The sequence below is a fragment of the Natrialba sp. INN-245 genome, from assembly GCF_009807105.1.
In the GTDB taxonomy this organism is placed as follows: Archaea; Halobacteriota; Halobacteria; order Halobacteriales; family Natrialbaceae; genus Natrarchaeobius; species Natrarchaeobius swarupiae.
Genome location: NZ_WUBV01000036.1, coordinates 37,166 through 49,808 on the forward strand (window position 1 = coordinate 37,166; position 12,643 = coordinate 49,808).

General features: G+C 64.3%; 10 protein-coding genes. 4 read left to right on the forward strand and 6 right to left on the reverse strand.

Going from position 1 to position 12,643, the window contains the following annotated elements; all coding sequences use genetic code 11:
- Window positions 1-80: 80 nt before the first annotated feature.
- Window positions 81-1,436, forward strand: coding sequence for an amidohydrolase family protein (locus tag GRS80_RS10625; protein WP_160047534.1), 1,356 nt, complete (start codon window positions 81-83; stop codon window positions 1,434-1,436).
- 2 nt (window positions 1,437-1,438) lie between these two features.
- Complete coding sequence (locus GRS80_RS10630; protein ID WP_160047535.1) at window positions 1,439-2,332, forward strand: fumarylacetoacetate hydrolase family protein; 894 nt, start codon at window positions 1,439-1,441, stop codon at window positions 2,330-2,332.
- A gap of 10 nt (window positions 2,333-2,342) precedes the next feature.
- Here GRS80_RS10630 and GRS80_RS10635 read toward each other — a convergent pair whose 3' ends face one another.
- Entirely contained in the window at window positions 2,343-3,356 is a 1,014-nt protein-coding gene (locus GRS80_RS10635; protein WP_160047536.1) for a TatD family hydrolase, read from the reverse strand.
- Between the two features lie 126 nt (window positions 3,357-3,482).
- On the opposite strand from GRS80_RS10635, the gene GRS80_RS10640 reads away from it, so the two are divergent.
- Entirely contained in the window at window positions 3,483-4,529 is a 1,047-nt protein-coding gene (locus GRS80_RS10640) for a sialidase (protein ID WP_160047537.1), read from the forward strand.
- A gap of 3 nt (window positions 4,530-4,532) precedes the next feature.
- Window positions 4,533-4,955, forward strand: coding sequence for a DoxX family protein (locus tag GRS80_RS10645; protein ID WP_160047538.1), 423 nt, complete (start codon window positions 4,533-4,535; stop codon window positions 4,953-4,955).
- Between the two features lie 167 nt (window positions 4,956-5,122).
- On the opposite strand, the gene GRS80_RS10650 is transcribed toward GRS80_RS10645, so the two are convergent.
- The 5 genes from GRS80_RS10650 to nuoL all read right to left on the reverse strand — a co-directional run bounded on the left by GRS80_RS10650 (window position 5,123) and on the right by nuoL (window position 12,642).
- Window positions 5,123-5,929 (reverse strand): CBS domain-containing protein, encoded by an 807-nt coding sequence (locus GRS80_RS10650; protein ID WP_160047539.1) that lies wholly within the window; start codon window positions 5,927-5,929, stop codon window positions 5,123-5,125.
- A 72-nt stretch (window positions 5,930-6,001) separates the two neighbouring features.
- Window positions 6,002-7,504, reverse strand: coding sequence for a DHH family phosphoesterase (locus GRS80_RS10655; RefSeq protein ID WP_160047540.1), 1,503 nt, complete (start codon window positions 7,502-7,504; stop codon window positions 6,002-6,004).
- Between the two features lie 52 nt (window positions 7,505-7,556).
- Complete coding sequence (locus tag GRS80_RS10660) at window positions 7,557-9,080, reverse strand: NADH-quinone oxidoreductase subunit N (RefSeq protein WP_149082439.1); 1,524 nt, start codon at window positions 9,078-9,080, stop codon at window positions 7,557-7,559.
- Window positions 9,080-10,609, reverse strand: a complete 1,530-nt coding sequence (locus GRS80_RS10665; RefSeq protein ID WP_160047541.1) for a NuoM family protein — start codon at window positions 10,607-10,609, stop codon at window positions 9,080-9,082. Before GRS80_RS10665 ends, GRS80_RS10660 begins: the two co-directional genes overlap by 1 nt.
- Complete coding sequence (nuoL, locus tag GRS80_RS10670; protein ID WP_160047542.1) at window positions 10,606-12,642, reverse strand: NADH-quinone oxidoreductase subunit L; 2,037 nt, start codon at window positions 12,640-12,642, stop codon at window positions 10,606-10,608. The genes GRS80_RS10665 and nuoL overlap by 4 nt, the downstream gene beginning before the upstream one ends.
- Between the last annotated feature and the right edge of the window lies 1 nt (window position 12,643).

Below are 12,643 nucleotides of genomic sequence, written 5' to 3' on the forward strand. Positions count from 1 at the left end.
ATACGACTGTTCCGATCGGCGAACCAGTCTTTTACCGAGCGGTAAACTTTTACCCTCTTGGTCAGATCCTTTAACTGAGCATGACACGAACAATCATACGGAACGGAACGGTCGTCTCCCTCGATCCGGATGTCGGACAACACGACGAGGCGGACATCCTCATCGAGGACGGCGAAATCGTCGAGATCGGCCACGGGCTCTCGACGTCTAACGCGGAGGTCATCGACGCGGAGAACCACATCGTCCTCCCTGGATTCGTCGACTCACACATCCACCTCGCACAGACCCAGGTACGGGGCATCGCCGGTGACTGGTCGCTCATGGGCGAATACTTCGAGCACATGCTCGGCAACATCACCGGGCTCTACCAGCCCGAAGACATGTATCTCGGCGGCCTCTTCGGTGCCTTCGAGAAGCTCTATACGGGGACGACGACGGCACTGGACTGGTCGTACCCCAATACGCTCGAGCACGGCGAACGGGCCGTCGACGCGCTGCAGGATGCTGGACTGCGCGCGGTGTACACCTACGGGCCGCCGGGTGACGACGCGGCGAAGTGGTGGTTCGACAGCGACGTCGGCCTCCCCGAAGCGAAGATCCGCGACCTCTACACCGATCAGATCCAGGATGACGATCTGCTCAGTCTCGCGCTCGGGCTCCGCGGGCCGGACTTCTGTACCGACGAGACCGCCCGCAGTGATCTGGAACTGGCCCGCGAACTCGACGCCCTCGCGACGCTTCACATGGGCGCCGCGTGTTGGCCGTCCTCGGTCTACGGCGACGACTACCAGGGCTTCGGCGCGCTCGAGGACATGCTCGGGCCGGACGTCAACATCGCCCACGGGAACCACTTCGCCCAGGAGGACATCGACCACGCCGTCGAGCAGGGCGTCTCCTTCTCGGCGACGCCGGAGGTCGAGATGCAGATGGGCCACGGCATCCCCGTGACGGGGAAGGTGCTGGAGGCCGGCGGCCGACCGGCTTGGGGCGTCGACGTCTGTTCGAACATCAGCGGCGACATGGGCAGCCAGATGCGGGTCGGCCTGCAGGTCCAGCGGATGTTCGAGAACCAGGCGATCCTCGAGAGCGACGAGGAAGTCACGGGCGTCCAGACGACGGCCAGGGACACCCTCGAGATGGCGACGATCGAAGGCGCGAAGGCGCTCGGTCTGGAAGACGAGATCGGGACGCTCACGCCCGGCAAGCGCGCGGACATCGTCATGGTGCGTGCCGACGACTTCATGACGGCACCGTGTCACTCGCCGATCGAGACCGTCGTCTTCCAGTCCGATCCGTCCCACATCGACACCGTGCTCGTAGACGGCGAACCGGTCAAACGTGACGGCGAACTCCAGAACCCCCTCGTCCACGAGGAGTTCGATCGGTTCGTCGAGTCCGGCTGCCGACTGATCGACGAAGCCGGTCTCGACTTCTAACCATGCGACTCGGACAATATCAGACGCAAACGGCGACAGCGGATGAACCGTGGTGTGGCGTCGCGACCGACGACGAAACGGTCGTCAACCTCTCGGAATCCGGGGCGGCGATCGACATTTCCCTCCCGGAGCGAAGCGTCGCCCTCCTCGAGACCTGGGAGTGGGAACGGAAAGCCGAACTCGCTCTCGAGTACGCCGCAGAGACCGGCGTCGGCGTCTACGACCGTGACGAGGTGACGTCGCTCGCGCCGATCACGGAGCCGGAGAAGATCGTCTGCGTCGGCCTCAACTATCGAGATCACGCCGAGGAGGGGGACAATCCGATCCCCGACGAGCCGGTCCTCTTCTCGAAGTTCCCGACGGCGGTGACCGGCCCCGGCGAGACGATCTCGTGGGACCCCGACTACACCGAGAAGGTCGACTACGAGGCGGAACTCGTGATTGTGATCGGCCAGGAGGCGCGACGGGTCGACGAGGACGAGGCGATGGACCACGTCGCCGGCTTCCTCATCGGCAACGACGTCTCGGCGCGTGACCTCCAGCACGGCGACGGCCAGTGGGTTCGGGGCAAGAGCCTCGACACCTTCGCACCGATCGGCCCGGAACTGGTCACGCCCGAGGAGGTGTCCGATCCCCACGACCTCGAGATCTGGACGGAAGTGAACGGCGAACGATTGCAGGAATCGACGACGTCGAACCTGATCTTCGGGATCGGCGAACTCGTCTCGTTCTGTAGTCAGGCGTTTACGCTGCGTCCGGGCGATCTCATCTTCACCGGGACGCCCCCCGGCGTCGGCGTCTACCGCGAGCCGCCGACGCTGCTCGAGGACGGCGACAGCGTGACGGTCGGCATCGAGGAGCTCGGGACGCTGACGAACGACTGCGCCTACGAGTAGCGCCGCCCGATCACTCCGAACCGCCGTCGGCAAGTCCGAAGACCTCGCGCGGGTTCTCGTAGACGACCTGTCGAATCGCGTCGACATCGATTCCGTACCGGTACAGCTCGAAGATCGCCCGCTTCAGCGCGTACGGGTCCGTTCTGAGGACGTTGGCGCAGTCGGTGTCGACCATGATCCGCTCCGGGCCGTAGGCGTCGATCGCGTCCGCGACGTCGGCGGCGTCGACGCCGATCAGCCACGAGTGGCCGATGGTGTAACTCAGGTAGCAGTCGGTCTCCTCCATCAGGTACTCGGTGTTGTTACCGTCGGCGTGGGAGGCGACGACCCGCTCCTCATCGAGTCCCGCCGCGTGGGCCGCCTCGAGGTCCAGTTTCACCGCCTCGAGAGCCGGGTTCTCGCCCTCGAGTACCGGCTCCTGGCCGAGGGTGGTGTTCTTTTCGTAGCCCGGCGTCCCGAGTTCAGGCCGGTAGGAGCGACTCGAGTCGGCCGACTGATTCGGCGTGTGTAGGATGGTAGGGAGATCGTGGCGCGCCGCGAGTCCCATTTGGGCCTCGACGACGGCCTGCTGGTGGTCGACGTCCCAGCGCTCGACGTGTTGGGCGGGCGTGACGCCGGTTTCGCCGACCGCAACGACTTCCTCGAGCTGGCAGTAGTCGTCCATCGCCTCGAGCAGTTCGTCGGGGTTCTCGATTCGGACGCCGGTGTGGACGCCGAGGCCGAGTTTCGCCTCGAAGAAGTGGTTACGCTCGATCGCCGCGCGGCGGTTGATCGCGTCGTCCCAGAGGTAGCGGATGTCCTCGCCGCGGACGGGTTTGTACGGCGTCCAGTGGTAGCCCGAGGCAACCATCACCATCGATCGACAGCCCGAGAGGGCGTAGCGCTCGCGGTCGTCCCACGAGAGGGTGTGGGCGTGGTTGTGGCAGTCGATCCACGGCAGGTTCAGGAGTTCTCTCGGGAGATCCGGCTCGTCCTCAAGGTGCGCTGCGTCCGTCGGGCGTCGGGTTGGCTGTGTCGAAGTCATGGGTGGTGTGAAGACTGGGAAATCGTCGCTCGTGGCCAATCTCCCTCGAGTCCCGTTCGACTCGGTCTAACGTAGCGTTTTACAGCTTGGTAAAACTTTATTATGTGGGCAACGCTCACACGTAGTATGTCACTGTTGATCGGTACAGATGATGGACTGTATCGGGTCGAGGAGGTACCGTTCGACCGCGACGAGGCCGAACAGGTACTCGACTGCGGCGTGGTAACCGCCGTCGAGTCGTGGGACCACACCGAGGGCGTGTTCATCGCCTCCTCGACCGGCGCGTACCGCTCTCGAGACGGGGGTCAGTCGTGGACCGACCTCGAGGTGCCACTCGGTGATCGCTTCTGGCACGCCGGCGAGAGCGAGGTCTGGTCGATCCTGGCGACCGCCGACGGCGTGCTCTACGCCGGCACGAACGACCCGTACCTGTTCCGCTCGACCGACGACGGGGAGACGTGGGCCGAACTGAAGGGCTTTCGCGAACTCCCCTCGAGAGGCCACTGGGAGTCGCCGATCGACCCCCACTACGCTCGTCTGCGAGCGCTCGAGACCGTGCCGGGGCGACCGGATCAGCTGATCGCTGGCGTCGAGGCCGGCGGGATCCACCTGAGCAGAGATGGCGGGCAGACGTGGATCGATCGTCGTGATACGATCGTCGACGACGTCCATCAGGTGCTGCCGATTTCGGAGGACGTCTGGCTGGCGGCGACCGGCTACCTCGACCTCGATCTCGAGAACCTCGGACTCGGCCACGCGGTCGGCGAGGGCGGGCTATACCGGACGACCGACGCCGGCGAGTCGTGGACCCGGCTCGATCAGGGCAACGACTTCTCGTACATCCGATGTGCGTTCGTTCACGACGGGACCCTCTTCTTCTGTGGCGGCGAGGAGGCGCCGCCGGCGTGGGTCAACGACGACCACGACGTGGCACTGTTCGAATCGACGAACTTCGGTCGCGACTTCGAGCGAGTTCCGTTCCCGGGCGAGCCACACGAGATCGTCGAGGCGTGGGTCGTCCACGACGGCGACGTCGTCTGTGGCTCGGGGCTGTTCGACGTCCCCGACCAGCGCGACGACGTCGAGGGGCGAATCATGCGCCGCACCGACGACGGCGAGTACGAGACCGTCGGCCACCTCCCCGCAAACGTCAGCCGCCTCGAGGTGGTCTGATCGATGACGAAGACACGATCGCAATCTCCAGCGGCGACCTCGAGTGAGAGCGAGAGCGAGCCCCCGTCGCGTCTCGGCCGCATGTTGTACAGTGGAATCCTCATGTACATGGCCGTCGACGGCTTCCAGAACAACGACAAGCGAGTCGCGGTCGCCGAGGAGAAGGGCGTCCCGATGGCGGACGTGCTCGTGCCGTTCGTCACCGGGATGCTCTTCGTCGCCAACCTCGGCGTCCTGCTCTGGAAGTTCCCGCGAGCGTCTGCCGGCGCGCTCATCGTCTTCTTCCTCGGGACGACGCCTGGAATCCACGACTTCTGGACGATGGAGGGCGAGGAGCGACAGGCCAACAAGATCAATTTCTGCAAGAACGTCGCGTTGCTCGGCGGCGCACTCGTCTTCCTCGAGGAGGCGAACCGCCACGAGTAGGCTCGACCTCCGTGGCGACGTCACGGATCGGCCCCCGAGATCGCGTACGCACACGAACGGTTGCTGGCGACAGTCGTTTTCGGGCTCATACGGATCGCTGTACCGGTGTACCGGTGAAACCACGGACGGCTCGGGGTTTCGCCGGTAACGATTTACAGCAGACCGTGTCAGCCGTCTGACTGGAGGCGTTTCGTCGTCTGCACCAGCGGGTGTCGGGCGTAGTCGACGATATCGATATCCTGTATACCCTCGAGGCCCTCCTTCTCTGCCGTTTCCGCCATGCCGAGTTCGATCTCGTAATCGATGACGATCACGTAGGCGTCCATCTCGTCGATTCCCAGTTGGTCCGCTGCGAGCACGCGGTGGTGGCCGTCCGCGAGCAACAGCGTGCCGTCGTTGTCGATCACCACCAGCGGTTCGGCCAGTCCACGCTCGAGTTCGTAGCGCCGCCCCTCGAGTTCGTCGGCGTACACCCGGCCCTGCGTCGGTGTGAGCTCGGCAAGCGCGACCGTTCGCCGATCTTCTTCGAGGTCGACATCGTGGATCTGCTCGAGCGTTCGAGTGAGTTTACCGACCTTTTCTGGGGTTGCGCGTTCGATCTGGCTCCGGATCACGTCGGCGTTCGAGATGATCCCGACGAGGTTCCCGGCGTCGTCGACGACGGGTAGCTTCTGGATGCCCGACCGGAGGATGACGCGGGCCGCGTCGGTGACCTTCATTTCGGGATGGGCGACCAGGAGGTCGGTCGTCATCACTTTGAAGATCGGTTCGTCGTCGTCTGCCAGCAACAGGTCGCGGGCGCTGACGAACCCCTCGACGCGACGGCGCTCACAGACGGGGAAGCCGCTGTGTTTCTCGCTCTCTGCGATCTGCGTTGCGACCGACCCGACGGTGGTGTCGGGCGAAACCGTCACCACGTCCTGGGTCATGTACTCTTCGACCTGGGGTTTTCTCCTTTCCGACACGACATCCATACGTGGATCGTAAGCGGTCCGTGCGCAAAAGCGCTGTCACCGAGTTGCTGGGACGATCGGTGTCGACGTCGACTACGCTGACTCGCCGTCTTCGGGATCGCCGGTTCGAGTGAACAGCCACTCGCTCGTCTGCGTGTAGGCACCGACGGGGACGCCGGGACGCGTCTCGATCGCCTCGAAAAACCGGTTCGTGATGACCTCCTCGACGACGCTGACGATCGACTCGACCTCGTCGGCGTCGTCGACGTCGCCGAGAATGCCGATCTCGAGTTGGGCACCCGCCATGTCGGCGTGTCCGCCGGCGCTGCCGATCCTGTCGAAGGCGTCCCGGAGCGTCTCGCCGAGGTCGATCTCGCTGGCTCTCGAGCGCGCGGAGAGAAACGCCATCTCGTCTCTGAACCCGAACACGAGCGTCGTGTCGACGCCGTTCATCGCGAGTAACTGATCCGCCGCCTGCGGTAAGGCGTCCCGGTTCGTGATCCGGCCGGCGCTCGCCACGACGATCGATCCGTCCTGTGTTCGGTTCTTAATCGCTCGAGCGATCGTCTCGAGCGTGTCGCCCTCGATCGTTGGCTGTTCGACCCGCTCGAGGACGGAGGTGTCGACGTGGGGCCAGAGGATCGATGCCGCACGAAAGTCCGCCGGAGAGACTTCGCGTGTGAAGTCGTTCGTATCGACGCGGATCCCATAGAGTAACGCGGTCGCCGTCGTCGGGTCGAATCCGACGCCGAACTGATCGATGTACTCCGTCAGCACGGTACTCGTCGCGCCGGCGTGTTCGCGCAGGTCGACGAACGCGGCTGAAACCGGGGCGCGCGGTGGGTGGTGGTCGATGACGATCTCGATCGGCAGCGTCTCCGGCAACTGATCGTTTACCCCTGGTCGCGAGTGATCGACCAGCGCGAACGCGTCGTATCGTTCGAGGGAGTCACCGGCGACGAGGTTTCGAAGGTCGAGCGAGAGCAAGTTGATCATCGCCCGGTTCTCCTGGTGGGAGATCTCCCCGAAGTAACAGGCTTCAGCCTCGATACCGACGGATTCGGCGAGATCGACGAGTGCAACGGCGCTCGCGATCGCGTCCGGATCTGGATTGTCGTGCATGACGACGCCCAGACGGCCGTCGATCGACTCGAGGTGAGAGCGTAACTCGATCGCGGCCTCGGTCGTCGGTCGGGCGACCTCGTCTAAGACGCCGTCGACGAGGGCGTCGTTCGGATCGACGACGTGGTCTGCGAGGTCGTCGAAGCTCCGTCGGTCGGCCGTGGTCGGGTTCCCGCCGATGTGTGCGACGATCGAGGCCGCAGGGAATCGATCACTGGCTGCCTCGAGCGTCGCGCGGTTGACGTCGGTTCGATCGCCGCCGACGAAGATCACGTCCGGCTGCTCGATGTTCTCTAGAACTGTCGGTTCGGTTGGATCGGCGTGTCGTGCTGGAACGCTCTCGTCTCGAAGTGCACCGACGACGCTCTCGTCGTCCGTCACGACCAGCAACCGTCCAGCGCTGTCGCGCTCGGCGAGCTGTTCGACGACGTGGCGGCCAACGGTCCCACAGCCGAGCACGAGCCGGAAAACCATCTGTCGCGGGTTGGAACGCCGCCGGGTAAAAAGTACCGGGTCTGCGCGCAGATCAAGCGATCATGGCCGCCGCCGCGTCGAGGGCGGTCTCGACGACCGGTCCGAAGCCGGGGAGCAAGACGACCGTCATCACTGCGGCGAAGACGATCGCCGCGTACAGCCCCGTCGGCTGTCCGAGCGAGTCGCGGGCGGCGGGTGGCTCCTCGAACCAGACCGCCTTCACCAGACGCGAGTAGTAGTACAGCGAGAGCGCGCTGTTGACGATCAGTGCGGCCGCGACCACCAGCAAGCCGGCCTCGATCGCGCCGGTAAATAGGAAGTACTTGCTCCAGAAGCCACCGAGTGGCGGGATGCCCGCCAGACTGAACATAAAGATGACGAGCGCGAAACAAGCGACCGGTGCTCGCTGACCCAGGCCGTTGTAATCCTCGAAGGTCCGTCCGACGCCCCAGTGTTCTGCGAGCGCGACGAAGAGGAACGCACCGGTGTTCATGAAGCCATAGACCAGCAGGTGCATCATCGCCGCACCCATCACGAGCTCGCTTCCCGCACCGAGTCCGGCGAGGCCGATCAGCGCGTAGCCGGCGTGGCCGATCGAGGAGTACGCGAGCATCCGCTTGACGTTTTGCTGGGTCGCCGCGGCGAAGTTCCCGACCGTCATCGTGACGATCGCCAGGATGACGAACGCGAGCGTCCAGTCGACGCCGATCAACGCCGAGGTCGCATCGAGTGGGAACGCCGTCGTGAACACGCGGAACGCGATGACGAAGCCAGCGGCCTTCGAGGCCGAGGAGAGAAACGCCGCGATCGGCGCGGGTGCGCCCTCGTAGGCCTCGGGCGCCCAGAAGTGAAACGGGACGCTGGCGGTCTTGAACGCGAAGCCGCCGATCAGCATGAGGATCCCGAGACCGAGCAGCCCGCCGTAAGCGAACTCGCCGTCGGCGGCACCCGTCTCGAGTTGGGTCGCGATCGCGTCGAGTTGCAGGTAGCCGGTCGCACCGTAGACCAGCGAGATGCCGTAGACGAAGATGGCCGACGACAGCGCGCCGATCAGGAAGTACTTCAGCCCCGCTTCGATGCTTCCACGATTGTCCTTCAAGATCGCGACGAGCGCGTACGACGGCAGGCTCGCCAACTCGAGGGCGATGAGAATAGTGACGAGGCTGTTGGCCGCGGCCATCGTCGCCATTCCGGTCGCCGCCAGCATGACCAGCGAGTAGTACTCGGCCTGGTAGGTGTGGCCCTCCATGTAGTCGTAGCTCGCGACCGAGACGAGCGCCGTCACGACGGCGACGATGATCATGAAGTAAAGCGCCATCTGATCGACGACGAGTTGGCCGTCGAACAGTTCGATGGCGCCGAAGCCCTCGAGACCGGACGCACCGACGCCGGCGACGGTGAACCAGACGGCGACGCCGAGGGCGACCAACGAGCCGATGGCTGCGGTGCCGGCGAGTACCGTCCGGTTGGTCGATCGCGGGTTGATGCTGTCGAAGACGAACAGTGCAAGCGCCGTCCCGGCGAGGATCAACACCGGTGCGAGCGCGGCCCATTCGGGAAGTTCGACGACCGCCATTACAGCTCACCTCCGTCGAGGATCGGATCGACTGCGTCGGTTATCATCTCGAATATCAGTTCGGGGGCCACGCCCAGGACGATGATCAGCCCGAGCAACACGAACATCGGGGCGACGTCGTGAAGCGGCGCGCGACCCACCTCGTAGTCGGTCTCTAGGTTGTACGGTCCGAAGACCGCCCGCTGCATCGCAAACAGCAGGTAGCCGGCGACGACGACGATGCCGAACATCGCCAGCGCCGTGAATATCGGCGCGTACTCGAGGAACGTCGATTCGAACGCGCCGAAGAAGATGTAGAACTCCGCGGCGAAGCCGCTCATCAGCGGCAGCCCCATGTAGCCGAACGCGCCGGCGATCAGGATGCCGACGGCGACGGGCATTCGGTCTGCCATCCCGGACATGTCGGTGACCATCCGGGTGTGGGTGGCGTTGTAGATGACGCCGACGGCCATGAACATCAGTCCGGAGATGAGGCCGTGAGAAACCATCTGGAAGGTTGCGCCGCCGATTCCGAACTGGGTGAATGCGATCAGCCCGAGGATGACGTAGCCCATCGACGACACGGAGGAGTACGCGACGATCCGTTTCAGGTCCGTCTGTGCGAGCGCGAGCATCGCGCCGTAGATAACGCTGATGACCGCGATCGCCGCGATCGGGAGCACGAACGGCTCGATGATCTCGGTCGGGAACATCGTGAAGTTGAATCGGAGCAAGGCGTACGTCCCCATCTTCAGGAGGACGCCGGCCAGCAACACCGAGGCCGGCGTCGGCGCCTCGACGTGAGCGTCGGGAAGCCACGTGTGGAACGGCACTATCGGTACCTTGACCGCGAATCCGACGAACATCGCGACGAAGACGGCCGAGGCGAGCGTCGTCGCATCGAGACCGTAGAAACTCCCGAGTTCGCCCGCCGCCATAGCGGCCGTGATCTCGGGTAAGGCGAAACTCGTCACGGAGTCACCGAGACCGAAGACGAGCGCGATGAACGCACCGAACATCAGAAGCGACGCCACGTTCGTGTAGACGAAGAACTTGATCGCGGCGTACTTCCGGCGCGGGCCGCCCCAGATCCCGATCAACAGGTACATCGGGATCAACACGGCCTCCCAGAAGACAAACCAGAGGAAGAAATCCAGCGCCGCGAAGACGCCGATCAGGTTCGCCTCGATGAACAACACGAGCCCGTAGAACTGTGACTCGCGGTCGTCGATCGGCGTCCACGAGCTAACGATCGCCAGCGTGACGAGGATCGTCGTCAACACGACCAACGGCAGGCTGATCCCGTCGAGACCGACGAACCACGTGATGTCGTATGCGCCGAGCGTGATCCACGCCGCCTGTGATTCGAAGGCGAGATCACCGCCGAGCAAGGCGTTTCCGCTGCCGTCGAACGCCGAGAACATCCATAGCGACAGCCCCGCGGGAATCAGACTGATCGCGAACGCCAGCTTGCCAGCGATGCGATTCGGCGCGAGGAACGTCGCGAACGCGCCGACCAGTGCGACCCCGATCAGTATCTCGATCATCATAGGAACCACCCTCCAGCGTAGCCGAGGACGAGTAAGAGGACGATGAACCCGGTCACGAGGAGTGCCGCGTAGTTCGTCACGATACCCGTCTGGATTCGTTTCAGCCGATCACTGCCGAACAGACTCGCAGTCGAGACGCCGTCGACAGCGCCGTCGATCGCCGTCTGGTCGAACCGGTCGGCCGCTCGAGCAAGCGGTAACGTCACGCCTTCGGCGAGCCAGACCTGGTACTCGTCCTGGTAGTAGTTGGCCTCGATGACGTCGCCCACGCGGCCGAGTCGGTCGCGGTAGACGACCGGCTCTGGGACGTTGTACAGTTTCCAGGCGACTCCAGCGCCGGAAAACGCGAGCAACAGCGAGAGTCCGGCGGCGATCATGACGGTCAGCTGTTCAGTGCCGACCACGCCGGTTTCGTAGTGGAGCATCTCGCCGTAGGCACCGTACGTCAGCGCCTCGATCGCGCCGTACTCGCCGTCGAGCCAGGACTCGAGGAACGTCAACTCGAGGCCGGTGAGCTTGTACACCGGCGCGAGGTTAGCGACGCCCGCGACGACCGCGAGAACGCCGAGGACGATCAACGGTGCCTTGATCGACCAGCCGATCGGATGTGGATCCTCGGCCGCCTCGGATCGCGGCTCGCCGTGGAAGGTCAAAAAGACCATCCGGAACGTGTAGAAGCCGGTGAAGAAGACGGCCACGAGGCCCATCGCGTAGGCGGCCATGATCACCGGCTCCTCCAGGCCGACGATGAACGCGTCGTAGAGGATCTCGTCTTTGGACCAAAAGCCCGAGAACGGGATGATCCCCGCGAGTGCGAGCGCGCCGGCGAGGAACGTGTAGTAGGTAACAGGCGCTTTCTCTTTGAGGCCGCCCATCTTCCACATGTCCTGTTCGTGGTGCATGAGGACGATGACGGCCCCAGCGCCGAGGAACAGAAGCGCCTTGAAGAAGGCGTGGTTCATGAGGTGGAAGACCCCGGCGACGTAGCCGCCGACGCCGAGTCCGAGCATCATATAGCCGTACTGGCTGATCGTCGAGTACGCAAGCACCTGCTTGATGTCGTCTTTGACGACGCCCATCGTCGCGGCAAAGAGCGCGGTGAAACCGCCGACGAACGCGATGATCGCGAGCGTCGTCGGGGACAGCGCGTAGTAACCGAACATCCGGGCGACGAGGTAGACGCCTGCGGCGACCATCGTCGCCGCGTGAATCAGTGCGGAGACGGTCGTCGGGCCCTCCATCGCGTCGGGGAGCCAGGTGTGAAGCGGGAACTGCGCGGACTTGCCGAGTACGCCGCCCAGCACGAGCAGTCCCGTGATCGTCACCCACGTCTGTGCGTCGAAGCCGAACAGCGTCCCACCGTCGTCGATGGCCGTCTGTGCGGCCGCGACGAACGAGTCGTCGCCGGCGAACTGGAGCGTACCGAACGTCGCCGCGATAGCGACGACCCCGATCAGGAAGAAGTAGTCCCCGAATCGGGTGACCAGGAACGCCTTCTTCGCCGCCGACGGGGCGGATTTCGTGCGGAACCAGAAGCCGATCAGCAGGAACGAACACAGCCCCACGAGTTCGAAGAACATAAAGGCCATCAGCAGGTTGTCCGCGTAGACGAACGCGAGCATGCTGAACGTAAAGAGGCCGAGACCGGCGTAATATCGGGGCAGCCCGGTCTCTCCCTCGGCGTTCATGTAGCCGAGGCTGAAGACGTGGACGAGGAACGCGACGAGCGAGACGATAACCAGCATCAACGCAGCGAGCGGATCGATCAGGATCCCGAACGTGAACGCGATCCCCTCGACACCGGTCGCACTGGTCGCATCGCCTGCCGCCCACTCGTACAACGTCTCGTGATACACTTCGCCACTCGAGACGGCCACGAGCATCAACGCAGAGAGGAGCAACGAGCCCCCCGTCGCGAGGATACCCGGTATCGCCCCCTTCTTCGGCAGATGTTTGCCGAAGGCGAGCGCGATGACGAACGCCACGAGCGGGAACACCGCGATCGCCGGCGCGAAGTCGAATACACCTTCCATC

Coding starts and splice junctions, on each gene's coding strand:
- GRS80_RS10625 (WP_160047534.1), top strand. CDS start 81: ATGACACGAACAATCATACGGAACGGAACGGTCGTCTCCCTCGATCCG.
- GRS80_RS10630 (WP_160047535.1), top strand. CDS start 1,439: ATGCGACTCGGACAATATCAGACGCAAACGGCGACAGCGGATGAACCG.
- GRS80_RS10635 (WP_160047536.1), bottom strand. CDS start 3,356: ATGACTTCGACACAGCCAACCCGACGCCCGACGGACGCAGCGCACCTT.
- GRS80_RS10640 (WP_160047537.1), top strand. CDS start 3,483: ATGTCACTGTTGATCGGTACAGATGATGGACTGTATCGGGTCGAGGAG.
- GRS80_RS10645 (WP_160047538.1), top strand. CDS start 4,533: ATGACGAAGACACGATCGCAATCTCCAGCGGCGACCTCGAGTGAGAGC.
- GRS80_RS10650 (WP_160047539.1), bottom strand. CDS start 5,929: ATGGATGTCGTGTCGGAAAGGAGAAAACCCCAGGTCGAAGAGTACATG.
- GRS80_RS10655 (WP_160047540.1), bottom strand. CDS start 7,504: ATGGTTTTCCGGCTCGTGCTCGGCTGTGGGACCGTTGGCCGCCACGTC.
- GRS80_RS10660 (WP_149082439.1), bottom strand. CDS start 9,080: ATGGCGGTCGTCGAACTTCCCGAATGGGCCGCGCTCGCACCGGTGTTG.
- GRS80_RS10665 (WP_160047541.1), bottom strand. CDS start 10,609: ATGATGATCGAGATACTGATCGGGGTCGCACTGGTCGGCGCGTTCGCG.
- nuoL (WP_160047542.1), bottom strand. CDS start 12,642: ATGGAAGGTGTATTCGACTTCGCGCCGGCGATCGCGGTGTTCCCGCTC.